Here is a 26302-nt window from a genome sequence, read left to right as displayed (position 1 = left end):
GCCCCGGAGGAGGGCTCACTCTCCCGCGACGCGCTGCCGTACCGCGGATCCGTGCCGCTCCTTGACGATCTCCAGTTGGGTGGGGATACGGCGGCGCAGGTCCGCGACATGGCTGACGATGCCGACGCTGCGGTCCCGTTCCCGCAGGGAGTCGAGTACGTCCAGCACCTCGTCCAGTGTCTGGTCGTCCAGGCTGCCGAAGCCCTCGTCGATGAAGAGGGTGTCCAGCCGTACCCCGCCGACCTCGTCGGTGACGACGTCCGCGAGGCCGAGCGCGAGGGCGAGGGAGGCGAAGAACGTCTCGCCGCCGGAGAGCGTCGCGGTGTCGCGGGCGCTGCCGGTCCAGGCGTCGATGACCTGGAGCCCGAGCCCGGACCGGCGCTGTCCGCCCGCGCGGGCGTCGGTGTGCGACAGGGCGTAGCGGCCGGAGGACATGCGCTGGAGGCGTACGGTGGCGGCTGCCGCGACCTGTTCGAGACGGGCCGCCAGGACGTACGACTCCAGGCGCATCCGGCGTTCGTTGTCGGCGGAGGTGCCCGCGGTGAGCCCGGCGAGGCGGGCCACCCGGTCGTACTCCTCGCGTACGGGGCCGAGCCCGCGCACCTCATCCTCGGCCCGCCGCGAGAGCCCGGCGAGCTGGTCCCGGCTCTCCCGGGCGGCGGCGTACCGGGCCGCGGCGGCGCGCAGGGCGCGTTCGGCGGTGTCGTGGGCGGACTGTGCGGCGTCCGGGGCGGCGGGCGGGCGCGCGGCGGCGTCCCGGGTGGCCGGTTCCGCGAGCCGGTCGGCCACCGCGGCGGCCTCGGCCTGCCAGTCGTCGATACGGTGCTGGAACGCGCGCCGGTCGGCGGAGCCGAGCAGGGCCTCGGCAGCGGCGCCCGGGGTGTCGAAGCCGGCCCGGAAGGCGGCGCCGGCCAGGCTCCCGTCGGCTTCCTTGAGGCGCAGCGCGGTGGCGTCCGCGACGCGTGCGGTCTCGGCCGCCTCGGCGAGCCACCGGGCCCGGTCCGCCAGTTCGGCCACACGGTCGGCGACGCTCGCGGCGGCTCCCCTGGCGCGGCTCAACTCGGCGTGCAGCGCGCTCTGTTCGCGCTCCAGCGCCTCGCGCCGCGAGGTCCGTGCGGCGGCGCGGCGTTCGGCCTGCCGCTGCGCGGTGACCCGGCCCTCGTACTCACGCTCGGCCCGGGCCAGGGACTCGCGCGCCGCGTGCGCCCCGGCGGCGGCACGGCGTGCCGCGGCGTGTTCGCGGTCCAACCGTTCGGTGAGCGAGGCGAGTTCGGCGACGGTGGGATCCGTGGCCTGGGGGGCCGTGGCGTGGGGATCCGTGCCGTGGGGATCCGTGGCCTGGGGGTCCGTGGCCTGAGGGGCCGTAGCGGTGGCGTCCGTGGCGCCGCGGCCGGCGTCGGTGTCCTGGGGCGGCTCGGCAGCCTGGGTGCGGGCCGTCGCGTACTGCTCCCGGAGCGTCGTGTACGCGCGCTCCGCCTCCTCCTGGACCTCGCCGCACCGCTGATACTCCCTCAGGGCGGCGTCCTCCGCCGCCGGATCGACCTGGTCGTCCGTGGGGCGCGCGGGCGCGGGGTGGTCGGCGGAGCCGCAGACCTCGCAGGGGGCGCCTTCCGCGAGGCGCGCGGCCAGTTCGGCGGCGATGCCCTTCAGCCGTCGTTCCCGCAGGTCGAGCCAGTTCTCGTGGGCGGTGTTGACGCGCGTGCCCGCGGCCAGGAGCCGCTGCTCCGCCTCCCGTACCGTCCCTTCGAGCGTGTCGCGCCGCCGGGCCGCGGCCAGCCGCCGTCCGGCCGGTTCGAGCTGTCCGGCGAGTTGCTCGGCGCGGGTCGCCGCCTCCAGGGCCTCTTCCACGCGGTCGAGCAGGGTGCGGCGTTCGGGCTCCCAGCCCGCCAGCCAGCCCGCCGCCTCCTGGAGGATGTCGTCGTCGGCGCGTGCCTGCCGGTCCAGTTCGGCGCGTTCGACGGTGATCTCCGCGCTGCGGCGCTCCGCGCGCCGGGCCGCGTCGAGCGCGCCGAGTTCCTGGCGTACGGAGCCTTCCAGGGCGGCGAGTTGTTCGGCTCCGGCGTCGGCGAGTTCGGAGGGCAGCAGCTTCCGGGTGCGCTCGTGCGCGGCGGACGCGGTGCGGTGGGCCGCGTCCGCCTCGTCGCGCAGGGCGAGCGCCGGGGCGACCAGCTCCGCCTTGCGGTCGCGCTCCAGCAGGGTACGGGTGCGCTCGTACTCGGGGCGGCGTGCTTCGAGGGCGGTCCCGCGCCGTCGGGCGTCCGCGAACCGCTCCTGGAGTCGGGCGAGTTCGTGCTCGGAGTCCCGTACGCCCCGGGCCTCCGCGAGCCGGTCCTCGGCCTGCGCGAGGGCCGACGCGGCGATGTCGGCCCGCTCGTGGGCGTCGCCGCGTACGAGGGCCGCCCAGGCGAGCACGGCCGGGGCGAGCCCCGCGTCACCGGGCTGCCGGTCGGGGGGCCCCGGCGCCTCCGCGTCCCCGGTCGCGGCCGAACTCCCTACCGCCGCCTGGGCGATGCGCTGCGCGATGCCGAGGAGCCGGTCGTCGCCCGCGCGCACCCGGTGCTCGGCGGCGCGCCGCAGTTCGGCCAGGCGTTCCTCGACCGCGGCGAACCTGCGGGTGTCGAAGAGGGTGCCGAGGAGTCTGCCGCGCGCCTCGGCGTCGGCGCGCAGGAAGCGGGCGAAGTCACCCTGGGGCAGGAGCACGACCTGGCAGAACTGTTCGCGGCTCATGCCGAGGAGCTGGCTGATCTCCTCCCCGATCTCCTGGTGGGACCGGCTCAGCGCCCGCCATCCGCCGCTGCCGGCACCGATGTTGGGGCCGGAACCGCCGCCGGGACCGCCGTCAGGGCCGGTGTCAGGGGCGTACTCCCGCAGCCAGCTCTGCGCCTTCTCGGTGGTGAACCCCTTGACGCGCTTCTTGGGGCGGAGCTGGGCGGGCCGCCGCGTGACCTCCAACCTCCGCCCGGCGACGGTCAGTTCGAGGACGACCTCGGTGACGGTCCCGGCGGGCGCGTGATCGCTGCGCAGGGTGGTGCCGGGGCCCTGCCGGGCGCCCGGTACGGCCCCGTACAGCGCGTAGCAGACCGCGTCCAGCACGGACGTCTTTCCGGCGCCGGTCGGCCCGTGCAGCAGGAAGAGCCCGGCGCCGGAGAGGGCGTCGAAGTCGATCTCCTGGGTGGTGGCGAAGGGGCCGAAGGCGGTGAGGGTCAGCCGGTGCAGTCTCACGGGGTCACCTCGCGCACCGTCGCGTCGACCCGTACGTCGTCGAACGCGTCGCGCAGCACGGTGCGTTCCGGCCCGTCCGGTCCCGACCCACCGCGTACGTGCGCCACGAAGTCCTCGGCGATCTGCTGGTCGGTACGGCCCGCGAGGCGCCTGCCGTAGGAGGCGAGCGGGTCGCCGGCCGGCCGCTCGGGGTCGAAGACGAGGCTGAGCGTGTACGGGAAGCGCGCGGCGAGCCGGGACATGGGCTCGGCCGGGCGCACGGGGTCGGTGAGGGTCGCCTCCACCCAGGACTCCTCGTGCCGGTCGAGGGCGGGATCGCCGAGCAGTTCGTCGAGCGTCCCGCGGATCCGGGCGAGGGCGCGCGGTACCGGGCAGTCGATCCGCCGCGCCTCGATCTCCCCCGCGGGCCCGAGATCCACCAGCCACATCGTCTTGCGGTGGGTGGTCTCGGAGAAGGAGTAGGCGAGGGGCGAGCCCGCGTAGCGGACGCGCTCGGTGAGGGCCTGGGAGCCGTGGAGGTGCCCGAGCGCGACATAGTCGACACCGTCGAAGACCCCGGCGGGCACGGCGGCCACCCCGCCGACGGTGATGTCCCGCTCGCTGTCGCTGGGCGCGCCGCCGACGACGAAGGCGTGCGCGAGGACGACGGAGCGGGTACCGGACGGACGGGCGGCGAGGTCGGCCCGTACGCGCTCCATCGCGGCGCCGAGCACCGCCTCGTGCCCGGCCTTCGGCGCCTTGAACTCCGCACGCACCAGGGCCGGTTCGAGATACGGCAGCCCGTAGAAGGCCACCTCGCCGTGGGCGTCCGTGAGTAGGACGGGGGTGGCGCAGCCCGCCGGGTCGGTCCGCAGGTGGATGCCCGCGCGCTCGATGAGTCCGGCGCCGACGCCGAGCCTGCGGGCCGAGTCGTGGTTGCCGGAGATCATGACGGTCGGCACCCCGACCTCGGCGAGGCGGTGCAGCGCGCGGTCGAACAGCTCCACGGCGGCGAGCGGCGGTACGGCCCGGTCGTAGACGTCACCGGCGACGAGGACCGCGTCGACGTCATGGGCACGGACCGTCACCACGAGGTGGTCGAGGAACGCGGCCTGGGCGTCGAGCAGGCTCACGCGGTGGAAGGACCGTCCGAGATGCCAGTCCGACGTGTGCAGAATCCTCAAGTGAGGCCTTCCTCCCGTTCACGCACTTTCGCGCCGCTCGTACCGTTCGCACGGTTCGCACCGTTCGTCCAGCTCATGCAGCCCATGCAGTTCGTTCTGCCGGCCGTGCGGGCGCGCACTCACTCCGGGGGGCCATCGCCGTACGCCTCCCCGCCCAGCTCCAGGGCGGCCGTGCCCGCCGTCGTGTCCGCGAGCCAGGCGCGGAACGCGTCGACCTCCGCGTCCGGCAGCCCCAGCTCGATGGTCACCGCCTCCGCGTACCGCACCTCGCGCACCGCGCGTCCCGTGGCGCGCAGATCGTTCTCCAGCCGGCCCGCGCGCTGGTGGTCGACGGTGACGGTGACCTGCCGGAAGCGCCGCCTGGTCCGGGTACCGAGGGCGTCCAGCGCCTCGCCGACCGCTCCCCCGTACGCCCTGATCAGGCCGCCGGCGCCGAGCTTGACCCCACCGTAGTAGCGGGTGACGACCGCCACCGTGTAGCGCACCTCACGTCGCATCAGCATCTGGAGCATCGGCGCCCCGGCCGTGCCGCCCGGCTCGCCGTCGTCGCTCGCCCTCTGCACGGAGGCGTCGGCGCCGATCACGTACGCGAAGCAGTGGTGCGTGGCCGTCGGGTGCTCCTTGCGGACGCGCGCGACGAACTCCTGCGCCTCCTCCTCGGTCGCCGCCGGTGCCAGCGCGCAGAGGAAGCGCGACCGGTTGACCTCGGTCTCATGGACGCCCGCGCGGGCGACGGTCCGGTACTGCTCCTGCATGCCCCCACCCTATGCGGGGCCCGGTCGCCGCCCCGACCTTCCGGGGCGCCGCCCCAGGGGCCGAGGGGTCAGCCGGTGATCCAGCCGTGCGCGCGGGCCAGTTCGACCACGCGCGCCCTGACCCGCTTGATCTGGTCGGCGGTCAGCGTGCCGTCCGCCTCCAGCAGCGCCTCGGTGAGTTCGCCGCGCAGACCGGCCGCGGTCGGTTCTCCGTCGCCCGTCGTCCCGTACGTCACCGGGCCCGACCCGAGGTCGCGCGCCGGGCGGCGCTGCGAGGGCTGGTGGATGAGCCGGATCTCCGACGCCTTCGGCCCCTTGTCCCCCATCTCCACGAAGAACTCGACCTCGCGGCCCGCCTGGTAGAGGTACTTCTCGTCCAGCAGGTCGTTCGCGTGCATGAACACGTCGTCACCCCCCTCGTTCGGGATGATGAACCCGTACCCACGCGTCTCGTCGAACCGCTGGATCTTTCCCGTCCTCAGCACAACCCCACCTCCACGCGAACCAGGACCTCGTACACCGCGGCCAGGATGGCACGCCGCGTCCCGTGCGGTGAACGGCACGGGGGCTCATGGAATGGCGTACGCGGTGAATCCGTTGCCCTGGCATGGACGCAGAGAGAGCACAGACCGAAAGCCCTCAGACCGGAAGCGCACGGACCGGAAGTACTGGGGCCGGAAGCGCACGGGCCGGGAACGCGCCGACCGGGGCCGGGCACGCCGATCCGGGGACGGTCCGCGAGATCCTTCAGCGGGGTGGCGACACCTGGGCCGTCGTGGGCCTGTCCGCCAACACCTCCCGGGCGGCCTACGGCGTCGCCGCGGTACTCCAGCGCTTCGGCAAGCGCGTCGTACCGGTGCACCCCAAGGCCGAGACGGTGCACGGCGAGCGCGGATACGCCTCGCTCGCGGACATCCCCTTCCCCGTGGACGTGGTGGACGTCTTCGTCAACAGCGAGCTGGCCGGGGCGGTCGCTGACGAGGCGGTCGCCGTCGGCGCGAAGGCCGTCTGGTTCCAGCTCGGGGTGATCGACGAGCAGGCGTACGAGCGGACGCGCGCGGCCGGGGTCGCGATGGTGATGGACCGCTGCCCCGCGATCGAGATCCCCCGGCTCGGCTGACCACCGGGGCCCGGCCGACCGGTCCTGGCTCCGCCCCCGACCTGCCCGGACCGACCTGCCCGGACCGACCCCGCCCGGACGGCTGGTCAGCGCACGGGCGGGACGGAGATCGACATGATCATTTCGACCGTTTCGGAACCGTCGTTGCGGTAGACGTGCGGAACGTCGGCCTCGAAGGTCGCCGACGCGCCCGCCGGTACGGGGTGCGGCTCGCCGTCGACGACGAGCGTCAGCTCACCGGCGGTCACATGGAGCAGTTCGGTGGTGCCGGGCCGGTGCGGGTCGGAGGAGCTGGCGTCGCCGGGCATCAGCGTCCACGACCACAGCTCCAGCGGGCCGCGCGCCTCCGCGCCGACCAGGAGGGTGCTGCGACTGCCCGCCGGGGTGGACCACAGCCGTACGGCCTGGCTCTCGGGGACGACCCTGACATGGGTGCCCTGTTCGTAGTCGAGCAGGGTGGTGATGGGGATACCGAGCGCGTCGGCGATCTTGACGGTGGTGCCGACGCTCGGATTGGTACGGGCCTGCTCGATCTGGATGATCATCCCGCGGCTGACCCCCGCACGAGCCGCGAGGGCGTCGAGCGTGAAGCCCCGCTCGCCGCGCCAGCGCTTGAGATTACGGGCGAGCGACTGGGTGAGCTGATCGAGGTCCGACACATTCCGTCCAATATGTTCATGGAGAGGTCCAGCAGATTGCACTACTTTGTGGTGCACCCGGGCATGCATCGCACTGTACTGCGAGCCCCGTCCCTCCGGCCTCACCCGGCACCGGCCCCTCAGGCGTGACGCGGACAGTTGACCGAAAACCATCGCTCCGGGTGCGCGATGACGCCAGATGATGCCAGGCGAGAAAACGTAACCGCAGCCGGATCCGGTCCACGGATGTCACTCCGGTCCCTCTCCGGCGTCACTCCGGTGCAGGTCAGGCGCATACGACACGGCGCGCAACGGCCAGCTCTCTCTACCATGTCGCCCCCACAGAACGAGCGACTTCGGGACGAAGTCGCTCGTTCTGTGGGCTCGGGGGGCCCTGAGTGCTCCCGTACCGCGTCCCGTGGTTAGCATGAGCGCCACATGTGGTGCGGAAGATCGCCGTCCCCATCGGTGTCAGATCCCGCCCGTGCGGCCGAAGCCCGCAGGTCGGCCGGTCTGTTCCCCCCGCACTCAAGTACCGAGGGACCGCGGAATGTCAGTGCCTGTCGCCCCCAGTCCGCACCGCATACCCACGACACGGTCGTTGTCGCTCGCCGTCCCGCTGACCCTGCTGGTGGTGGCCGGCGCCGCCGGAGGAGCCGTGGTCGCCGCGGCGCCCGGACCGGCCCGTGGCTGGGTGGCCGCCACCGTCGCCGTCACCTGGGTCTGTCTGGCCGCCACCGTCGTCACCTCCGCGCTGCTGCTGCGCAGAGCGCGGCGCGCCGCGTCGTCGGCGCAGAACGAGAGCAGGTCCGCGCAGACGCAGCTCGCCCAGAACGGCGCGGACGGCGCGCATCTGCTGAACGTCACTCTGCCCGCGGTCGTCAAGAAGCTCCGCGAGGGCGCGAGCGCCCAGCAGACCTTCGCGACCACCCCGCCCCCGTCCGACCCGCAACTCCGCCGTGTCCTGGAGCTGTTCACGGGCGAGATCGCCGCCGCCGAGACGCGCGCGGCCCGGGCGCTCGCCGACAGCGAGACCGCCGTGGTCCGGCTGACCAAGGCCGCCGACGAACTGGACCTGCTCACCGGCAAGACGCTCCCCGACGCACTCGCCGGACTGCGCGCCGGCGGCTCCGCCGACACCGTGCTCGCCACCCTCGTACCGCCCACCGACCCGCGGCTGCGCGTCCTGGTGGACGCCGTGGTCCGGGAGTTCGCCATCAGTGAGCGGCGGGCGGCAGCGGCGCAGGCGGCGAGCGCCAAGGCGCTGAGCCGGGTTCAGGCCAAGGCCGTGTCCATGCTGGCCGACCTGCGCGAGATGCAGGACCGGTACGGCGAAGAGGTCTTCGGCGACCTCCTCAGGCTCGACCACAACACCTCGCAACTCGGGCTGCTCACCGACCGGCTGGCCCTGCTGATGGGCGGGCGCGCGAGCCGCGCCTGGAACAAGCCGATCGGGATGGAGTCCATCCTGCGCGGCGCGGTCGGCCGTATCGCCGCCTACCAGCGGGTCAGGCTGCACTGCTCCAGCAAGGCCGCGATCGCCGGGTTCGCCGCCGAGCCCGTGATGCACCTGCTCGCCGAACTGATGGACAACGCGGCGAACTTCTCCCCGCCGATCGACGAGGTCCATGTCTACGTCGAGGAGCGCACCGCGGGCATCGTGGTGACCATCGAGGACAGCGGCCTGAAGATGGCCGCCGCCGCGATGCGCCGCGCCGAGGAGTCCGTCTCGGGGCAGGTCACCGACCTCGCGATGCTCCAGGGCACCCGGCTCGGTCTGGCCGTGGTCGGCCGACTGGCCGCCAAGTACCACATCAGCGTCAACTACCGGCCCTCGTCGCGCGGCGGCACCGGTGTCGTCGTCCTCTTCCCGCCGCAGCTCATGGCCCAGCAGCGCGGCATGGCGCCCGAGCAGTCGCTGCGCCGCCCGGCGCCGGAGGCGACCGTTCCGCCCGTCGTGGCGCCGCGGGTGACCACCGCCCCGCCGCCCCCGCCCGTCCCCACGTCCACGGCGTGGCCGGTGCTGCCCTCCCCGTCCGCCACCGGAGGCGGGCCCCGCGTCGCCACGCCCGGCGGCCTGCCCGTACGCCCGCCCGGCCGTACGATGGCCGCCGCCGACCGCGGTCGGCCGCAACCGGAGCCGGAGCCCACCGCCGGCCGGCCCGAACGCCGCGACGCGGGCGCCCAGTTCGGCGCCTTCCACCGCGCGCGCAACGCGGCCGAGGCCACCAACACCCCGGCCGACGCACCTTCGGAAGGCGGACAGTCCGACGGCGGGCGGTCCGACGGCGCGCCGTCCGACGCACCGTCCGACGCCGGGTGGTCACCGGCCGCTCCCGCGTCCCCGCCCCAGGACCCGGCCGGCCCTCCCGACGCTCCCGGCGCCTCCGCCACCCCCGGCACTCCGGCCGGATAGGACAGCGCCCACCCGTACGGCGCCCGGCGTATCGGCGCCCATCCCCCACCCCGGAACGCGAGAAGGAGGCACGGGCAGGTGACCGGACCACCGGCTCCATCCCGCCCCACGCACACCATGCAGACCACAGACAACAGCCTGACCTGGCTTCTTGAGAACCTTTTGGAGCGCACCCCCGGCACCCGGCATGCCCTCGTGCTCTCCCGCGACGGACTGAAGCTCTGCTGGAGCCGTCATCTCACCCTCGACCAGGCCGACCAGTTGTCCGCCATCTGTTCCGGCATCCAGGCGCTCGCTCAGGGCGCCTCGGTGGAGTTCGGGAACGGCAGCGGCGGCGTACGCCACTCGATGACGGAGTTCCACGGCGGATTGCTGTTCATCGTGGAGGCCGGTGACGGAGCGCATCTCGCGGTCGTGGCCGAGGACGGCGCCGACCCCGGTGTGGTGGGCCACCAGATGACCGAACTGGTCGAGCAGATCGGTGAGCATCTGCGGGCTGAACCCCGCACACCCGCCCAGGGCAGTCACCGCTCATGACCAGGCGGCCCGTCGACACCGGGGACCCCGACCGGCTGTACACCGTCACGGGTGGCCGGAGCCGGGCCGACGACGACACGTTCGATCTCGTCACCCTGATCGTCAGCGAGTGCGCTCCGACCGCCGGGATGCAGTCGGAGCACGTCAGGATCCTGGAGCTGTGCGACCACCCCACGGCGGTCGTCGAGATCGCCGCCGAGCTGCGGCTGCCCGTGACGGTGGTACGGATCCTCCTCGGCGATCTCCTCGCGACGGGCCGTATCACCGCCCGGCACCCGCGCGCGGCGCGCTCCGCCGACCTTCCCGACTCCGCTCTCCTGAAGGAGGTGCTCCTTGGACTCCGCAACCTCTGAGCTGCCGGCGCGTACCCCGCTGAGCGACGCCGCCGAGACCGGTCTGAAGATCGTCGTCGTGGGCGGATTCGGGGTCGGCAAGACCACTCTGGTCCGGTCGGTCAGCGAGATCCGGCCGCTCAACACCGAAGAGATCATGACGCAGGCCGGGGTCGGCGTCGACGAGACCGCCGGGCTGGCCACGAAGACGACCACGACCGTCGCCTTCGACTTCGGCCGGATCAGCCTCAACGAGCGCATGGTGCTCTACCTGTTCGGGGCGCCGGGACAGGAGCGGTTCTGGTTCCTGTGGGACCGGCTCTTCTCCGGCACCCTGGGCGCGGTCGTCCTGGTCGACACCCGGCGGATGAGTGATTCCTGGTACGCCATCGACCGGCTCGAACACCACCGGACGCCGTTCGTGGTGGCCGTCAACCGGTTCGACGACGACGTGTCGGCGTTCTCGCTCGACGAGATCCGCCAGGCCCTCTCGCTGCCGGAGCACGTGCCGCTGATCGACTGCGACGCACGTGTACGTTCGTCCGGCAAGAATGTCCTGATCACCCTTGTGGACCACCTCTACGAACTGGCCATGGCCCGGGAGCTGACACCATGACCGACCCCGCAGCACTTGTCGAAGGACAGGTACCGCCGCCCGGCTGCCCCGCGCACGCCGGCGGCGCCGTACGGCTGAGCGGCCTCGAATACCAGCAGACGCCGTCCCAGCTCTACCGCGCACTGCGCAAGGAGCACGGCGCGGTCGCGCCCATCATGCTCGACGGGGACATCCCCGCCTGGCTGGTGCTCGGCTACTCCGAGGTCTCCTACGTCACCGGCCACGACGAGCTGTTCGCCCGGGACTCACGGCGCTGGAACCAGTGGCCGAACATCCCGGCCGACTGGCCGCTGATGCCGTTCGTCGGCTACCAGCCCTCGCTGCTGTTCACCGAGGGCGCGGAGCACCAGCGGCGCGCCGGGGTGATCACGGAGGCGCTGGAGGCCGTCGACCAGTTCGAACTCGCCCACACCTGCCGGGAGATCGCGGAAGGTCTCATCGACGAGTTCGCGGGCAGCGGCGAGGCCGAGTTGATGGCCGCGTTCGCGCACGCGCTGCCGATGCGCGCCGTGGTCCAGCTCTGCGGGATGCCCCTCGGCGGCGTGGACACCGAGGATCTCGTACGGGACCTGCGGATCTCGCTGGACGCCCCCGAGGACGACGACCCGGTCGCCGCGTATCTGCGGGTGCAGGCGCGCATAGAGCAGCTCGTCAAGGAGAAGCGGAGCACCCCGGGCACCGATGTCACCTCGCGGATGCTGGCCCATCCCGCCGGGCTGACGGACGAGGAGGTCGTCCAGGACCTCATCACCCTGATCGCCGCCGCCCAGCAGCCGACGGCCAACTGGATCTGCAACTCCCTGCGGCTGCTGCTGACCGACGACCGGTTCGCGCTGAACGTCTCGGGCGGGCGGCTCAGTGTCGGGCAGGCCCTCAACGAGGTGCTGTGGCTGGACACCCCGACCCAGAACTTCGTCGGCCGGTGGGCGGTGCGCGACACCCAGCTCGCCGGGCGGCACATCAAGACGGGCGACTGTCTGGTCCTCGGCTTCGCCGCGGCCAACACCGATCCGCAGATCTGGCCCGAGGGCCATGTCGGGGCGGAGAACTCGGCGCACCTCTCGTTCAGCAACGGTGAGCACCGCTGTCTCTACCCGGGTCCGCTCCTCGCGGACGTCATCGCCCGTACGGCGGTCGAGACGCTGCTGGAGCGGCTGCCGGACGTGGTACTGGCGGTGGAGCCGCACGAGCTGACGTGGCGGCCGTCGATCTGGATGCGCGGGCTGACCGCGCTGCCGGTGCGCTTCACGCCCGCGGTGCAGTAGCGGGGATACGCGGACACACGCAGCCGTACGCGGGCATACGCTCACGTACGTACCGTCCGCCGGGCCCGGGAGTTTCCGGGCCCGGCGGTTTCCGTCACCCTCCGACCGGTGTGAACTCCACCGGCAGGGACTGCGGTCCCCGGGTGAACACCCCCTGCTCGACCGGGTCGAAGCCGTCCGCCAGCCGGATGTCCGGCATCGCGTCCAGCAGGTGGTTGATCCCGGTCTCGACCTCGGCTCTGGCCAGCAGCGCCCCGACACAGAAGTGGCGGCCGAGGGCGAAGGCGAGATGGTCGGCCGCGGCGGAGAACGCGGTCGTGGCGGTCAGATCGTCACGGAAGATGTTGAAGGAGTCCGGCTCCCGGTAGTGCGAGGCGTCGCGGTTGGCCGCCCCGATCAGGCAGGTGACCGTCGCGCCGGCCGGCACGGTGCCGCCGCTCAGCTCCACGTCCGTGGCCGTCTGCCGCATGATCATGTGCACCGGCGGGGTGAACCGGAGCGTCTCCGCGAAGGCCCGGTCGATCAGCGTACGGTCCCGCTGTACGGCGGCGAGCTGCTCGGGGTGGAGCAGGAGGTTGGCGAAGATGCTGGCGATCGCCTTGTCGGTGGTCTCGCCGCCGGCGGCGAGCAGCAGGCTGCAGAACGCCTTGATGTCCTCGTCGCTCATCCGTACGCCGTCGACCTCGGCGGCGCAGAGGGTGGAGAGCAGGTCGTCCCCGAGGTGGTCGCGCCGCTCCCGGATGATCGGCAGCATGTACTCGGCGAACTCGATCCGGGTCCGCTCGCCGGCCGCCGTCACCTCGGGGTCGCCCGAGAGGTTGCCGAGGAAGGCGATGACCGCGGTGTACCAGCCGTGGAAGCGGCCGTGGTCGGCCTTGTCGAGGCCCAGCATGTCGGCTATGACGTTGACGGGGAAGCGGGTGGCGTACGCCTCCACCAGATCGACGGAGCCGGTGTGCCGGAACGCGTCGATCAGTTCGCGGGAGTTGCGCTCGATGACGGGCTGGAACTTGTCCCGCAGATCGCTGCCGCGGAAGGCCGGTGCGACCAACGCGCGGCGTACGGCGTGCTCCCGCCCGCTGAGCTGCAGGATCGTCCTGCCGTGCACGGGCTCGATCTGCCAGTCGTAGTTGTCGGTGGTGAACACCGACTCCTTGTCCTTGAAGGCCCGTTCGACGTCGTCGTACCGCGAGATGATGTAACTCTTCGTGGCCTCGTGCCAGATGAGCGGGGCACTCTCCCGCATCGCCGCGTAGGCCGGGTAGGGGTTCTCCGCGAACTCCGGCGACAGTATGTCCGGGATCTGCTGTGCGGTGGCCATGGCGCTCCCTCGGTAGGTGCCGGTCCGATCGGTAACGGACGGCACCGTCAAGGGTATTGATCATCGGCCAACAGAAACAGGCCACCTCCTGGCCTGGTCCGGGGTACGTCAGTCCGTGACGGTTACGGTGTCCGGCTCGGCCGACTCCGCGGCCCTGGCCTGCCGCGCCTGCTCACCGGCCTTCTTGGCGCGGCTCTTCAGGACGAGCATGGAGGTGATCCCGATGAGCACGGCGAGCAGCAGTCCCAGCCAGGAGAAGCGCTTGAGCCAGGCCTCGGCGACGACACCCACCGAGTAGATGACGGCGGTCGTGCCGCCCGCCCAGACGATGCCGCCCAGCACGTTGGCGATCAGGAACTTCCAGTACGGCATGCGCAGGACGCCCGCGAGCGGTCCGGCGAAGATCCGGAGCAGGGCGACGAAGCGGCCGAAGAAGACGGCCCACATGCCCCACTTCTCGAACGACCGCTCCGCCATCGCGATCTGGTCGGCGCCGAAGTGCTTGGGGAACTTCGCGCCGAGCCGGCCGAGCAGGGGCCTGCCGCCCTTGCGTCCGATGGCGTAGCCGATCGAGTCGCCGATGATCGCGCCGGCCGTGGCGCAGGCGCCGAGGATGTACGGGTTGATGTCACCGTGCTGGGAGGCGAGCAGCGCGGAGCTGACGAGGACGATCTCGCCGGGCAGCGGGATACCGAGGCTCTCCAGTCCGATGACCACCCCGACCAGGATGTAAATACTGACCGCGGGGACGGTCTCAAGCCACTCCTGGACGTGCAACGGCGGTTCCTCCTGTGCGTCCCTGGTTCGGTGGGCCGATGTGCCCGGCGCGCGCCGCGCGGGCGCACGCCGGGCAGCCTACCCGGTGAGCGGGCGGGGTCAGGAATCCGCGATCAGGACCACGAACGGCGCAGAGGTACGGGCGGGCGCAGGAGTGCGGGCGGTTTCAGGAACGGGGGCGGGCGCAGGAGTGCGGGCGGTCTCAGGAACGGGGGCGGGCTCAGGAGTGGGGGCGGAGGATCCAGACCACGGTCATCTCTCCGGTGACCGCCCCGTCCTCACGGGTGAGGGTGACGGCCACGGGGAATTCGGGGCGCCCGCCGGCGTCCAGTTCCGCGACGACGTCCGCGACCGGGCGGCCGAGGACCGCGGCGGCGGTGACGGGGCCCATCGCGAGCTTCTTGTAGCTGATCTCCGCCTTGACAGCGAGGGGAACGACCCGGTCGAGGAGGTGACCGAAGGCGGCGATCACGATCGCGCCGCTGGCGGACTCGGCGAGGGTGAACATCGCTCCGGCGTGCGGTCCGCCGACGTGGTTGTGGTAGTCGGGCTGGTCGGGGAGGCGGACGACGGCCCGCTCCGGGGTGATCTCCAGGTAGTCGAGGCCGAGGGTCCTGGCCATGGGAACGGTCGCGGCGAGCATCTCGCCGACGGACATCTGATCAGCGCTCATGGGCGATTATGTTACCCACGGGTAGGAGGCTTCACCATCCCCTGACGGGGCGGACGTCACAGCCCCATGGGCTCCCCTCTATCGTTACTGGCCATGTGGCCAGGACAGCAGCCGCCCGGGGGCGAGCAGAACCCGCAGGACCAGAATCCCAATCCGTACCAGCAGCCGGGGTACCAGCAGCCGAACCCGTACCAGCAACCGGGGTATCAACAGCAGCCCGGTTACGGCTATCCGCAGCAGCCGGAGACCCAGCAGCAGCCCGGATACCAGCAGCCCAACCCGTATCAGCAGCCGACGGTGCCGCTGCCGTACCCCGCACCGGGGCAGCCCGGTGGGGCCGGGCCCTCGGGCGACGACAAGAAGAGGACGACGGTCGTGGCGGTCGTCGCGGCGGCCGTGGTCGTGCTCACCGCAGCGGGCACGGCGTTCTTCGTCATGGGCAAGGACGACGGTTCGAGCGACAAGGCGGCCGACTCGAAGGCGTCCGCGTCCGCGTCGGAGTCCGGCTCGGAGGAGCCGGACACGGGCGCGTCCCAGGAGAATCCGCGCAACGGCGCGGCGGCCAAGCCGCAGATCGACGGCTGGAAGGTCGTGACCAACCCCAAGTACGGGACGCAGTTCGACGTGCCCGCCGACTGGGAGGTCGCGAAGACGGGCGTCATATCCGGTTTCGAGGACATCGAGAAGGGTGACGGTTCGCCCGCGATCTCCTTCTCCGCACCGGCCTTCCTCAAGTCCGAGTGGTGCTCGCAGGACACGGACAAGGACGGCAAGCTGGAGTACAGCAGCCTCGCCGGTACCGGTACGAAGGGTGGCGAGGGCGCCACGGACACGGCGAGTGCCTCGTCGAACGAGGCGGGGAGCTGGGTGTGGGCCGCGTACGGCCAGCCGGAGCCGATGCCCACGCTGAAGAAGAAGATCAAGGTCAGCAAGCCCGAGGCGTTCACCACCACGGCGGGGCTCAAGGGGCACTTCGCGACGGCCGAGAGCACGGGTCTCGACAAGAAGGACAAGTGCGACACCGACGGCAAGTCGATCGCCTTCACCTTCACCACCGCCAAGGGCGACTACTCGACGTGGGTGCTCTACGCGAACAAGGGCGTGCCGGACGAGGTGTCCGAGGCGACCATGAAGAAGATCATGGGCACGGTCCGGCTCTCGGGGGCGGCCCCGGAGTCCTGACCGGCCACGGCGAACGCCGTTGACCGCCGCGAGCGCCGCCGCTGATCAGCGGCGGCGTTCGCGGTACCGGAGCCGGGCGTCGGCCCGGCCCGGCGCGGCCTGTAGCGGCCCGGTCCACTACGCGCGTCGGCGGGCCAGGAGGTACGCCTGCGGGACCTTCTCGTCGCCGCTGGGCTCGCGCACCAGACGGGCGCCCACGGTGAAGCCTGCCTTCTCCAGCGCGTCGGTGACCCGGTCGGGCGAGAGCCGGTGGAAGTCGAGGGAGACGGCGTGGCCCCACGCCTCGGTGAAGCTCAGCGGTGCGTCGCCGACCTGGAAGCCGACCAGGAGGTGGCCGTCCGGGGCCACCACTCGGTGGAACTCCGCGAACACCCCGGGATGCAGCTCCGGCGGGACATGGATGACGGAGTACCAGGCGACGAGGCCCGCGAGGGAGCCGTCCGGGAGGTCCAGCGCGGTCATCGATCCCTCCTCGAAGCGCAGCTCCGGGTGGTCGCGCCGGGCCAGTGCCACCATGGCCGGCGACAGATCGACACCGGAGACACGCACGCCGAGGGAGTCCAGGTACGCGGTCACCCGGCCCGCCCCGCTCCCCACTTCGACGACGGGGCCGCCCCCGGCGGCCTGTACCGACTCGGCGAAAGCGGTGAGCATGGCGCGGCCCAGTGGCCCGTCCACCAGCATGGTGGGAAAACGCTCGGCGTAGTCGGCGGAGATCTTGTCGTAGCCGTCGCGGGTGTCGCGCAGATAGGTGGGTTCGGTCATGGCGAGGACAGTAGCGGCAGCCCGCACCTCAGTCGACGGAAAACGCGCCGTCCGGAGGCTGCGGCGAGGGGACCGCGCCGCTGTCCCGTACGGGTGCCGCGTCCCCCATGAACTGCCGTAGCGACGCGCCGTGTTCGACGCGGGCGGGGAAGGCGTCCGAGGCGGTACGACGGGCCAGGGACGCCGTGTCGAGCGGGCGGTGCGAGGCGACCAGGACGGCGTTGCCGAAGCGGCGCCCGCGCAGCACGGACGGTTCCGCGATCAGCGCCAGCTCCTCGAAGGCCGTGGCGAAAGTGGCCAGTTGTGAGCGGAGAAAGGCGAACGGGGCGCCGTCCGCGAGATTGGCGGCGTAGATCCCCTCGGGGCGCAGCACCCGGGCGGCCTCCCGCGCGTACTCGACGGAGGTGAGGTGCGCGGGGATGCGCGAGCCGCCGAAGACATCGGCGATCAGGATGTCCACGGAGCGGTCGGGCGCCGTTTCGAGGAAGCGGCGGGCGTCCGCCGTGTGGGCGGTGATCCCCGCGCCGGCGGGTATCGGCAGCTCCTGCTCGACCAGGGCCAGCAGCGCCGCGTCGGCCTCCACCACGGACTGCGCGGATCCTGGCCGGGTGGCGGCGACGTAGCGGGGCAGGGTGAAGGCGCCGCCGCCGAGGTGGAGCACGGTGAGCGGCGCGGGGATCACCGCCCAGGGGGCGGACGCCGCGCAGTCGACGACATGGGCGAGGCGCCGTACGTACTCGAACTCCAGGTGCGCCGGCTCGTCCAGGTCGACGTACGACTGGGGCGCGCCGTCGACCGTCAGCAGCCAGGCCCGCTCCCGGTCCACGTCGGGCAGGAGCTTGGCGGTGCCGCGGTCGACAGCGCGGATGACGGGGATCGGCTCGTTCACCGTTCCATTGTGCGCCGCCCCCGGGACCTGGTCTCCCGGGCCCCGGGGGCGGCGTCGTCACAGCAGCGAGGTGACCGTACCGGCGCCGACCGTACGACCGCCCTCACGGATCGCGAAGCCGAGTCCCGGCTCCAGCGGGATGTCGCGGCCCAGCTCCACGGTCACGGTGACCGTGTCCCCGGGGCGCGCCACGCCCGTCGTGCCCAGGTCGATGTCGCCGACGACGTCCGCCGTACGGATGTAGAACTGCGGCCGGTAGCCGCTGCTCACCGGTGTGGTCCTACCGCCCTCCTTGGTGGACAGGACGTACACCCGCGCGGTGAAGCGCCTGCTCGGTACGACGCTGTCCGGCGCCGTGACGACATGGCCGCGCCGGACCGCGTCGCGCGGCACCCCGCGCAGCAGCAGCGCGACGTTGTCGCCGGCCTCGGCGGACTCCATCGGCTTGCCGAAGGTCTCCAGGCCGGTGACGGTGGTGGCCTGCGGTCCCGTGTCGCCGCCCAGCACCTCCACCCGGTCCCCGACGCGGACCGTGCCGCGCTCGACGGCGCCGGTGACGACCGTGCCGCGCCCGGTGATGGTCAGGACGTTCTCCACCGGGAGCAGGAACGGCGCGTCGGTGTACCTGACCGGCATCGGCACATACGTGTCGACCGCGTCGAGCAGCGCCTCCACGGCGGCGGTCCACCGTGGCTCGCCCGCCAGCGCGCCCAGCGCGGAGACCCGTACGACGGGTACGGCGTCACCGCCGTACCCGTGCTCGGTGAGCAGTTCGCGGACCTCCAGCTCGACCAGGTCGGTCAGTTCGTCGTCGCCCAGGTCCGCCTTGGTGAGGGCGACGACGATGTGGTTGACGCCGACCTGCCGGGCGAGCAGGACGTGCTCGGCGGTCTGCGGCATGATCCCTTCGAGCGCGGACACGACGAGGATCGCCCCGTCGAGCTGGGCCGCGCCCGTGACCATGTTCTTGATGTAGTCGGCGTGGCCGGGCATGTCGACGTGCGCGTAGTGCCGGGTGTCGGTCTCGTACTCGACGTGCGCGATGTTGATGGTGATCCCCCGGGCGGCCTCCTCCGGGGCCCGGTCGATCCGGTCGAAGGGCACGAAGGTGCCGGTCCCCCGGTCGCTGAGGACCTTGGTGATGGCGGCGGTCAAGGTGGTCTTGCCGTGGTCGACGTGGCCCATGGTGCCGATGTTGACGTGCGGCTTGGTGCGCACGTATGCCGTCTTGGGCATGATTCCTGCCTGAACTCGAAGCGTGAGCGGGACCCCTGGGCCTTGCCGACCCTCCCCCTGTGGGGTCCGCCGGACGTTCCGGGAAGGGTCAGCTTCGGGCGCCGCCGAGGGGCGCCGCGACGGCTGCTGCTGCGAGCGGCGCCGCTGTCAGATGTGCGGCAGCCTTCGGCGCGTCCGCGACTGCGGACGGCGCTGCGAGGAAGGCGTACCGGAACATGGGGCTGATCCTGTCCCATGCCGGGCGCCGCGTCGAATGGTTTTCCCGGGCCCGGCGGTTGGTGGATCCGGCGGCCGGAGCGGCCTCGTGGCGGGCGGGTCCGGTACGACGTGCGCCACACTTTACGTCGCTCCTCCATCGGGTCGGTTAGTCTCCCCGGATGCTCGACACCGTCCCCCGGTCTTCCCCGGACCAAGGCCCTGTTGTCGCTGACCACCGCTCCGGAGCGCTGCTCTCGCCCTGGTTCCGGTTCGCCGTGCTGGTCGTCGTGCTGGGCACGGCGGCCACCCTGGTGGTGCTGTACGAGCCGCAGCGGCTGCTCGCCGACGGCTGGCCGGCCCAGCTCGCCGGCGGCCCGGCCGTGGCGCTGTTCGCCGTGGCGTACGGGCTGTGCGCCACCGCGTTCGTCCCGCGCCCGCTGCTCAATCTCGCCGCGGGCGCGCTCTTCGGCTCGGTGTTCGGGCTGACGGCGGCGCTCGGGGGGACGGTGCTGGCGGCCGGGACGTCGTTCGCGCTCGGCCGCTGTCTCGGACAGCAGGCGCTGCGGCCCCTGTTGCGGGGCCGCTGGCTGAAGGCGGCGGACGGGCAGCTCAGCGGCCACGGTTTCCGGTCGATGCTGGCGATCCGGCTCTTCCCCGGGGTGCCGTTCGCCGCGGCGAACTATTGCGCGGCGGTCTCCCGGATGCGGGCGGCGCCGTTCCTGCTGGCGACGGCGATCGGTTCGGTCCCGAACACCGCGGCGTACGTGGTCGCGGGCAGCCGGGCGACCTCCCCGACGTCACCGGCGTTCCTGGTGGCGACGGGGTTCATCGTGGTCACGGCGGTGGGCGCGGGCGTCCTCGCCTGGCGTGAGCGGCACCGTCTCGCGGGGAGCCGCCGGTAGCCGCGTCTCAGGGCGCGAGGTGCGCCGTTCCGCCGGCCAGTCCGAGGTCGCCGCCGGGCGGCGGGGCCGCGAACCGTGCCACGTCCGCCTCCGTGACCTGCGCCAGCTCCTTGGGGGACCACTGCGGATCGCGGTCCTTGTCGACGACCCTGGCGCGGATCCCCTCCACCAGATCGGGGTGGGTGAGCGCGGCGCACGAGGCACGGTAGGCCCGGTCGAGCACCTCCTCCAGGGTGCTGGGCGGGCCGTCCCTGCGCATCGCGGCGAGCGTCGCCTTCAGGGCCGTCGGTGAGCGGGAGAGCAGCGTCTGCGCGGTGTCCTTGGCCGCGGGCAGCCCGCTGTCCAGCAGCCGGTCGACGATCTCCGTCACCGAGTCGGCCGCGTAACAGGCGTCGATCCACCCGCGGTCCCCGGCGAGCCGGCCCTCGGGGGGCGTGGCCGCGTACCGCAGGACCGTCTCCCGTACGTCCGCCGCGTCCCGCACCCCGGGCGCGGCCAGCGCCTCGCGGAGCGCGGTCAGCCGCTCGGAGGGTACGAAGTGGTCGGCGAGCCCGCACAGCAGGGCGTCCGCCGCGCCCGCCGTGTTCCCGGTGAGGGCGAGATGGGTGCCGAGTTCGCCGGGCGCGCGGGCCAGCAGATGGGTACCGCCGACGTCGGGGACGAGGCCGATGGCGGTCTCGGGCATGGCGACGGCGGACCGCTCGGTGACGATCCGCACCCCCGCGTGGCCGGAGAGGCCGACGCCGCCGCCCATCACGATGCCGTCCATCAGCGCGACGAAGGGCTTGGGGAAGTGGGCGATACGGGAGTTGAGCCGGTACTCGTCGCGCCAGAAGGCGGCCGAGGCGCCCCCGCCGGTACGGGCGTCCTCGTGGATGGCGCGGATGTCGCCGCCGGCGCAGAGCCCGCGCTCACCGGCGCCGGAGAGGATCACGGACGTGACGCCCGGATCGTGCTCCCACCGGTCCAGGGCGGCGGCGATGGTCACCACCATGGGGTGGGTCAGGGCGTTGAGGGCGCGCGGGCGGTTCAGCGTGATGCGGGCCGTGTTGCCCGTCCGGCCGAGCAGCACGGGTTCGTCGTCGTGGACCATAACGCCCAGTATCGGGTACGGCCCGCGCGTCCCCGCAGGACGGCTCCGGTGGGCGGGGTCACGGCAGGGCCAGCGCCTCGATGATCCGTTCGGCGGCGAGTGTCGCGGTGAGGGTGCCCTCCCGTACCTCCCGCTCCAGGGCGGGCGCCACCTCCCGTACCCCCGGGTGCTCACGCAGCCGGTCCAGCAGATGGTCGCGGACCATCGTCCAGGCCCAGTCGACCTGCTGGTCGCTGCGCTTGCGGGCGAGGCGGCCGTCGGCTTCGAGGACCTGGCGGTGCTGTTCGAGCCGTTCCCACACCGTGTCGAGCCCGGTCCCCTCCCGGGCGCTGCAACTGAGCACCGGGGGCGTCCAGGCCGCGTCCACCGGGTGCATCAGCCGCAGCGCACCGGCGAGTTCGCGGGCGGCGGAGCGGGCGTCGCGTTCGTGCGGGCCGTCGGCCTTGTTGACGGTGATGACGTCGGCCAGTTCCAGGACGCCCTTCTTGATGCCCTGGAGCTGGTCGCCGGTGCGCGCGAGGGTGAGCAGCAGGAACGAGTCGACCATGTTGGCGACGGTGGTCTCCGACTGTCCCACGCCCACGGTCTCGACGAGCACGACGTCGTACCCCGCCGCCTCCATCACGATGATCGTCTCGCGGGTCGCCTTGGCGACGCCGCCCAGGGTGCCCGCCGTGGGCGAGGGGCGGACGAATGCGGCCGGGTCCACGGCCAGCCGCTCCATCCGGGTCTTGTCGCCCAGGATGGAGCCGCCGGTCCGGCTGGAGGACGGGTCGACGGCCAGGACTGCCACCCGGTGTCCGAGGCCGGTGAGCAGGGTGCCGAGCGCGTCGATGAAGGTCGACTTGCCGACTCCGGGCACGCCGCTGATCCCGATGCGGCGGGCCCGTCCCGCGTGCGGCAGCAGTTCGGTCAGCAGCCGCTGCGCGAGCGCGCGGTGGTCGGTCCTGGTGGACTCCACCAGGGTGACGGCGCGGGCGATGTACGAACGGGAGCCGTCCAGGACGCCCTTGGCGTAGCTGTCGATGTCGATCCGGGGTGCCACGCGCTCACCGCTCGTGGCCGAGCGAGGCGGCCAGCGAGACCAGCAGGTCGTGCGCCGCGTCGGGGATCACCGTGCCCGGCGGGAACACCGCGGCGGCGCCCGCCCGGCGCAGCTCCTCGATGTCCTGGGGCGGGATCACCCCGCCGACGACGATCATGATGTCCTCCCGGCCCTCGGCGGCGAGCTCCTCACGCAGCGCCGGTACGAGCGTGAGGTGCCCGGCTGCCAGCGAGGAGACGCCGACGATGTGCGCGTCGGCCTCGACCGCCTGCCGGGCCACCTCGCCCGGCGTCTGGAACAGCGGGCCGACGTCGACGTCGAAGCCCAGGTCGGCGAAGGCGGTCGCGATCACCTTCTGGCCGCGGTCGTGGCCGTCCTGGCCCATCTTGGCCACCAGGATGCGGGGGCGGCGCCCCTCGGCCTGTTCGAAGTCCTCGACCGCGGCGCGGGTGCGCTCTACGGCCGGGGAGCTGCCTGCCTCGTTGCGGTACACACCGGCGATGGTACGGATCTGGCCCGAGTGGCGCCCGTACACCTTCTCCAGGGCGTCGGAGATCTCGCCGACGGTCGCCTTGGCGCGGGCGGCGTCCACGGCGAGGGCGAGCAGGTTGCCGTCGAGCCCGGGGCGCGAGCCGGCCTCCGCCGCGGCGGTGAGCGCGCGCAGCGCGTCCCGGCAGGCGGACTCGGATCGTTCGGCGCGCAGCCTGCGCAGTTTCTCGATCTGCTGGGTGCGTACGGAGGAGTTGTCGACCTTGAGGACGTCGATCTTCTCGTCGGTCTCGACGCGGTACTTGTTGACGCCGATGACGGGCTGGCGCCCGGAGTCGATCCGCGCCTGGGTGCGGGCCGCGGCCTCCTCCACCCGGAGTTTGGGGATGCCCGCGTCGATGGCCTGCGCCATGCCGCCGGCCGCCTCGACCTCCTCGATGTGCTGCCAGGCGCGGCGCGCGAGGTCGTAGGTGAGCTTCTCGACGTACGCGCTGCCGCCCCACGGGTCGGTGACCCGGCAGGTGCCGGACTCCTGCTGGATGAGGAGCTGGGTGTTGCGGGCGATCCGGGCGGAGAAGTCGGTGGGCAGGGCCAGCGCCTCGTCCAGCGCGTTGGTGTGCAGCGACTGGGTGTGGCCCTGGGTGGCGGCCATCGCCTCGACGCAGGTGCGGGTGACGTTGTTGAAGACGTCCTGTGCGGTGAGCGACCAGCCTGAGGTCTGTGAATGGGTGCGCAGGGAGAGCGACTTGGCGTTCTGCGGGTCGAACTTCTTGACCAGCTTGGCCCACAGGAGCCGGGCCGCCCGCAACTTGGCGATCTCCATGAAGAAGTTCATGCCGATGGCCCAGAAGAAGGAGAGCCGGGGCGCGAACGCGTCCACGTCGAGCCCGGCGCCGAGTCCGGCGCGCAGGTACTCGACACCGTCGGCGAGGGTGTAGGCCAGCTCCAGGTCGGCCGTCGCACCGGCTTCCTGGATGTGGTAGCCGGAGATGGAGATGGAGTTGTAGCGCGGCATCTTCCGCGAGGTGTACGCGAAGATGTCGGAGATGATCCGCATCGAGGGTTTCGGCGGATAGATGTAGGTGTTGCGGACCATGAACTCCTTGAGGATGTCGTTCTGGATGGTCCCGGCCAGCTTCTCGGGCGGTACGCCCTGTTCCTCGGCGGCGACGATGTAGAGGGCCAGTACGGGCAGTACGGCTCCGTTCATCGTCATCGACACGCTCATCCGGTCGAGCGGGATGCCGTCGAAGAGCCGGCGCATGTCGTAGATCGAGTCGATGGCGACCCCGGCCATGCCGACGTCGCCGGTGACCCGGGGGTGGTCGCTGTCGTAGCCGCGGTGGGTCGGCAGGTCGAAGGCGACCGAGAGGCCCTTCTGTCCGGCTGCCAGGTTGCGCCGGTAGAAGGCGTTGGACTCCTCGGCGGTGGAAAACCCGGCGTACTGCCGGATGGTCCAGGGCTGGTTGACGTACATCGTCGGGTACGGGCCGCGCAGGTACGGCGCGATCCCGGGGTACGTGCCGAGGAAGTCGAGCCCCGTCAGGTCCTCGGCCGTGTAGAGCGGTTTGACGGCGATGCCCTCCGGGGTGTCCCAGCGGAGGTCGTCGTCGCCCTTCCCGGTCTGCTCCTTGACGGCCGTGCGCCACTGGTCGACGGTGGTCCCGGCGCTGTCACCGGGGCCCAGCTCGATCTCGGTGAAGTCGGGGATCCCCATCACGCCACTCCCATACGGTCGAGGACCGAGGTGAGAACGGCGATCGCGTCGCCGCCCGCGACGACGAAGTCGTCGACCCCGGCCCGTACATAGGTCTCACGCTGTTCGCCGGGGCGGCCGGCGAGGAACACCTGTCGCGCGCCCGCCGACTTGAGCGCTTGGGCGACGGGTGCGGCGCCCTCGGCGTAGAGCGCGTCGCTGGAGCAGATACAGGCGACGCCCGCCCCGCTGCGGGTGAAGGCGTCGGCGGCGGTCGCCGCGTCGACGCTCATCGGATCGTGGACGGGTTCGATGCCGCCGGCCTGGAAGAGGCTGGTGGCGAAGGTGGCCCGCGCGGTGTGCGCGGCGGCGGGTCCGAGCGCGGCGAGGAAGACACGGGGCCGGGCGCCGGTGGCGGCGAGGTGCGCGTCGGAACGGGCGCGCAGCTCCTCGTACGCCTCGTCGCGGTGGACGACGGGCAGTCCGCCGGTGGGCGGCGCCGGCGGCGCCTCGCGCTCCACCGGGGCCTGGCCGAGCTGCGGGAACTCGCTGACGCCGGTGATGGGTTCGCGCCGCTCGGCGAGCCTCGTGGAGCGCTCCGCCCAGGTGGCGGCAAGCCGTTCGCCGACGAGTCCGGAGCGCAGGGCGGCGCGCTGGCCGCCGGCGCGTTCGATCTCCTGGAACCAGGCCCAGGCGGCGTGGGCGAGTTCGTCGGTGAGCCGCTCGACGTACCAGGAGCCGCCCGCCGGGTCGATGACCCGGCCGAGGTGGGACTCCTCCAGGAGGATCGTCGAGGTGTTGCGGGCGATCCTGCGGGCGAAGGCGTCGGGGAGCCCGAGGGCGTGGTCGAAGGGCAGTACGGTCACGGCGTCGGCGCCGCCCACTCCGGAGGCCAGCGCGGCGACCGTGGTGCGCAGCATGTTCACCCAGGGGTCACGGCGGGTCATCATCACCGCCGAGGTGACGGCGTGCTGACGCTGCGCCGACGCGGCGGGGCCCGCGCCGCTGACCTCCGCGACGCGGGCCCACAGCCGCCGGGCGGCGCGGAGTTTGGCGATGGTGAGGAACTGGTCGGCGGTGGCCGCGTAACGGAATTCGAGCTGGCCGCAGGCGGCGTCCACGGAGAGCCCGCTCGCGGTGAGGTCGCGCAGCCAGCCGACGCCGGTGGCGAGCGAACAGCCCAGTTCCTGCGCGTCGGAGGCGCCGGCCTCGTGGTAGGGCAGGGCGTCCACGGCGATGGCGCGCAGGCCGGGGCGGTCGCGGTCGCAGAGCGCGGCGAGTTCGGCGGCCTCGGCCGTACAGTCCGTCACTTCCCGTCCGGTGCGGGCGAATCGGCCGACCGGGTCGGCGCCGAGGGTGCCGCGCGCCGCCTCGCGGTCCACTCCGCGCTCGTCGTAGATCCTCAGCAACTCGCGGGCGGCGGGCGCGAATGCGTCGCCCGCGTCGAGCGCGACGGGCGCCAGGTCGAGGTGGACGCCGTCGAGCGCGGCGGCCAGCGCGGGGACGGGCACGCCGTCCGCGCCGACGGTGAGCCACAGGGAGGTGACGCCGTTCTCCAGGTCGGAGAGGACGGCCTCGTTGGTCAGGGTGGGGTCGGAACGCGTGTGCCGCTGGCGTACGTCCCAGCCGGAGACGGCACCGCCCTGCGGTCTGCCGCCACGGGTGAACGGCGCGAAGCCGGGGAAGCCGCCGGGGCCGGTGGCGCCGCCGGTACCGTCCGAGGCGCCGCCGGGGGCGTCTTCCGCCGTGTAGAGCGGACGGGTGAACAGCCCGTCCTGGAGCGGGGTGGAAAGCACCTCCTCGGCCGCTGCCCCCGCGACGTCACGGCCCGACTTGCGCAGCACACCTGACACCAGGTTCTGCCACTGCTCGCGGGTCGCGTCGGGGAACTCGGCTGCCAGGGAAAGCCCGTCGTCATTGAGGACCGTCATGGCGTGATCGTAGGACAGCGCTCTCATCGCGCAGCAGAGCG

23 protein-coding genes are annotated in these 26302 nt (G+C 72.6%); 8 read left to right on the top strand and 15 right to left on the bottom strand.

What is annotated here, in order from left to right:
* Window positions 1-15: 15 nt before the first annotated feature.
* The 4 genes from ACIBJC_RS29680 to ACIBJC_RS29665 all read right to left on the bottom strand — a co-directional run bounded on the left by ACIBJC_RS29680 (window position 16) and on the right by ACIBJC_RS29665 (window position 5625).
* Entirely contained in the window at window positions 16-3222 is a 3207-nt protein-coding gene (locus tag ACIBJC_RS29680; protein WP_399297663.1) for an AAA family ATPase, read from the bottom strand.
* Complete coding sequence (locus ACIBJC_RS29675) at window positions 3219-4385, bottom strand: exonuclease SbcCD subunit D (protein WP_399297661.1); 1167 nt, start codon at window positions 4383-4385, stop codon at window positions 3219-3221. Before ACIBJC_RS29675 ends, ACIBJC_RS29680 begins: the two co-directional genes overlap by 4 nt.
* A 119-nt stretch (window positions 4386-4504) precedes the next feature.
* The gene (locus tag ACIBJC_RS29670; protein ID WP_399297659.1) at window positions 4505-5140 is read right to left on the bottom strand and encodes a YigZ family protein; all 636 of its coding nucleotides are present in this window, start codon (window positions 5138-5140) and stop codon (window positions 4505-4507) included.
* Window positions 5141-5208: 68 nt separating this feature from the next.
* Window positions 5209-5625, bottom strand: a complete 417-nt coding sequence (locus ACIBJC_RS29665; RefSeq protein ID WP_399297657.1) for a cold-shock protein — start codon at window positions 5623-5625, stop codon at window positions 5209-5211.
* Between the two features lie 122 nt (window positions 5626-5747).
* Here ACIBJC_RS29665 and ACIBJC_RS29660 point away from each other — a divergent pair, with 122 nt between their 5' ends.
* Window positions 5748-6260 carry a CoA-binding protein gene (locus tag ACIBJC_RS29660; RefSeq protein ID WP_399297655.1) on the top strand — a complete coding sequence of 171 codons (513 nt, stop codon included), beginning with the start codon at window positions 5748-5750 and terminating at the stop codon, window positions 6258-6260.
* A gap of 86 nt (window positions 6261-6346) precedes the next feature.
* Here ACIBJC_RS29660 and ACIBJC_RS29655 read toward each other — a convergent pair whose 3' ends face one another.
* Entirely contained in the window at window positions 6347-6919 is a 573-nt protein-coding gene (locus tag ACIBJC_RS29655) for a helix-turn-helix domain-containing protein (RefSeq protein ID WP_399297653.1), read from the bottom strand.
* Between the two features lie 529 nt (window positions 6920-7448).
* Between ACIBJC_RS29655 and ACIBJC_RS29650 the strand changes: the two genes are divergently transcribed.
* From ACIBJC_RS29650 to ACIBJC_RS29630, 5 genes are all read left to right on the top strand, one after another.
* Window positions 7449-9314 (top strand): ATP-binding protein, encoded by a 1866-nt coding sequence (locus ACIBJC_RS29650; protein ID WP_399297651.1) that lies wholly within the window; start codon window positions 7449-7451, stop codon window positions 9312-9314.
* Between the two features lie 117 nt (window positions 9315-9431).
* Complete coding sequence (locus tag ACIBJC_RS29645) at window positions 9432-9851, top strand: roadblock/LC7 domain-containing protein (RefSeq protein WP_399297649.1); 420 nt, start codon at window positions 9432-9434, stop codon at window positions 9849-9851.
* Window positions 9848-10204, top strand: a complete 357-nt coding sequence (locus ACIBJC_RS29640; protein ID WP_399297647.1) for a DUF742 domain-containing protein — start codon at window positions 9848-9850, stop codon at window positions 10202-10204. The genes ACIBJC_RS29645 and ACIBJC_RS29640 overlap by 4 nt, the downstream gene beginning before the upstream one ends.
* Entirely contained in the window at window positions 10185-10799 is a 615-nt protein-coding gene (locus tag ACIBJC_RS29635) for an ATP/GTP-binding protein (protein ID WP_329823159.1), read from the top strand. Before ACIBJC_RS29640 ends, ACIBJC_RS29635 begins: the two co-directional genes overlap by 20 nt.
* Window positions 10796-12064, top strand: a complete 1269-nt coding sequence (locus ACIBJC_RS29630) for a cytochrome P450 (protein ID WP_399297645.1) — start codon at window positions 10796-10798, stop codon at window positions 12062-12064. Before ACIBJC_RS29635 ends, ACIBJC_RS29630 begins: the two co-directional genes overlap by 4 nt.
* A gap of 94 nt (window positions 12065-12158) precedes the next feature.
* On the opposite strand, the gene ACIBJC_RS29625 is transcribed toward ACIBJC_RS29630, so the two are convergent.
* The 3 genes from ACIBJC_RS29625 to ACIBJC_RS29615 all read right to left on the bottom strand — a co-directional run bounded on the left by ACIBJC_RS29625 (window position 12159) and on the right by ACIBJC_RS29615 (window position 14835).
* Window positions 12159-13385, bottom strand: a complete 1227-nt coding sequence (locus ACIBJC_RS29625; RefSeq protein WP_399297643.1) for a cytochrome P450 — start codon at window positions 13383-13385, stop codon at window positions 12159-12161.
* A gap of 108 nt (window positions 13386-13493) precedes the next feature.
* Window positions 13494-14162 carry a DedA family protein gene (locus tag ACIBJC_RS29620; RefSeq protein ID WP_399297642.1) on the bottom strand — a complete coding sequence of 223 codons (669 nt, stop codon included), beginning with the start codon at window positions 14160-14162 and terminating at the stop codon, window positions 13494-13496.
* 220 nt (window positions 14163-14382) lie between these two features.
* Window positions 14383-14835 (bottom strand): DUF4442 domain-containing protein, encoded by a 453-nt coding sequence (locus ACIBJC_RS29615; RefSeq protein ID WP_399297640.1) that lies wholly within the window; start codon window positions 14833-14835, stop codon window positions 14383-14385.
* 93 nt (window positions 14836-14928) lie between these two features.
* Between ACIBJC_RS29615 and ACIBJC_RS29610 the strand changes: the two genes are divergently transcribed.
* Window positions 14929-16017: a hypothetical protein gene (locus ACIBJC_RS29610; protein WP_399297638.1), complete on the top strand. Its 1089-nt coding sequence runs from the start codon at window positions 14929-14931 to the stop codon at window positions 16015-16017.
* Window positions 16018-16134: 117 nt separating this feature from the next.
* Here ACIBJC_RS29610 and ACIBJC_RS29605 read toward each other — a convergent pair whose 3' ends face one another.
* Genes ACIBJC_RS29605 through tuf form a run of 3 tightly spaced genes read right to left on the bottom strand, consistent with a single transcriptional unit; the run spans window position 16135 to window position 18907 of the window.
* A complete protein-coding gene (locus ACIBJC_RS29605) occupies window positions 16135-16782 on the bottom strand; it encodes a class I SAM-dependent DNA methyltransferase (protein ID WP_399297636.1) in 648 nt (215 codons plus the stop codon).
* A 28-nt stretch (window positions 16783-16810) separates the two neighbouring features.
* Entirely contained in the window at window positions 16811-17671 is an 861-nt protein-coding gene (locus ACIBJC_RS29600; protein WP_399297634.1) for a spermidine synthase, read from the bottom strand.
* Window positions 17672-17728: 57 nt separating this feature from the next.
* Window positions 17729-18907, bottom strand: a complete 1179-nt coding sequence (gene tuf / locus ACIBJC_RS29595; protein WP_399297632.1) for an elongation factor Tu — start codon at window positions 18905-18907, stop codon at window positions 17729-17731.
* Window positions 18908-19284: 377 nt separating this feature from the next.
* Here tuf and ACIBJC_RS29590 point away from each other — a divergent pair, with 377 nt between their 5' ends.
* Window positions 19285-20007: a TVP38/TMEM64 family protein gene (locus ACIBJC_RS29590; protein WP_399297630.1), complete on the top strand. Its 723-nt coding sequence runs from the start codon at window positions 19285-19287 to the stop codon at window positions 20005-20007.
* 7 nt (window positions 20008-20014) lie between these two features.
* Here ACIBJC_RS29590 and ACIBJC_RS29585 read toward each other — a convergent pair whose 3' ends face one another.
* From ACIBJC_RS29585 to ACIBJC_RS29570, 4 genes are read right to left on the bottom strand one after another with little or no spacing between them, the layout of a single operon-like run.
* On the bottom strand, window positions 20015-21100 hold the full coding sequence (locus ACIBJC_RS29585) for an enoyl-CoA hydratase/isomerase family protein (protein ID WP_399297628.1): 1086 nt from the start codon (window positions 21098-21100) through the stop codon (window positions 20015-20017).
* Window positions 21101-21158: 58 nt separating this feature from the next.
* Window positions 21159-22145 carry a methylmalonyl Co-A mutase-associated GTPase MeaB gene (gene meaB, locus ACIBJC_RS29580; protein WP_399297626.1) on the bottom strand — a complete coding sequence of 329 codons (987 nt, stop codon included), beginning with the start codon at window positions 22143-22145 and terminating at the stop codon, window positions 21159-21161.
* A gap of 4 nt (window positions 22146-22149) precedes the next feature.
* On the bottom strand, window positions 22150-24351 hold the full coding sequence (scpA, locus tag ACIBJC_RS29575) for a methylmalonyl-CoA mutase (RefSeq protein ID WP_399297624.1): 2202 nt from the start codon (window positions 24349-24351) through the stop codon (window positions 22150-22152).
* Window positions 24351-26261, bottom strand: a complete 1911-nt coding sequence (locus tag ACIBJC_RS29570) for a methylmalonyl-CoA mutase family protein (protein WP_399297622.1) — start codon at window positions 26259-26261, stop codon at window positions 24351-24353. Before ACIBJC_RS29570 ends, scpA begins: the two co-directional genes overlap by 1 nt.
* Between the last annotated feature and the right edge of the window lie 41 nt (window positions 26262-26302).

Source organism: Streptomyces sp. NPDC050509 (assembly GCF_044457965.1).
In the GTDB taxonomy this organism is placed as follows: Bacteria; Actinomycetota; Actinomycetes; order Streptomycetales; family Streptomycetaceae; genus Streptomyces.
Note: the sequence above shows the minus strand (reverse complement) of the source record. Positions and strands in the feature narration are given on the sequence as shown.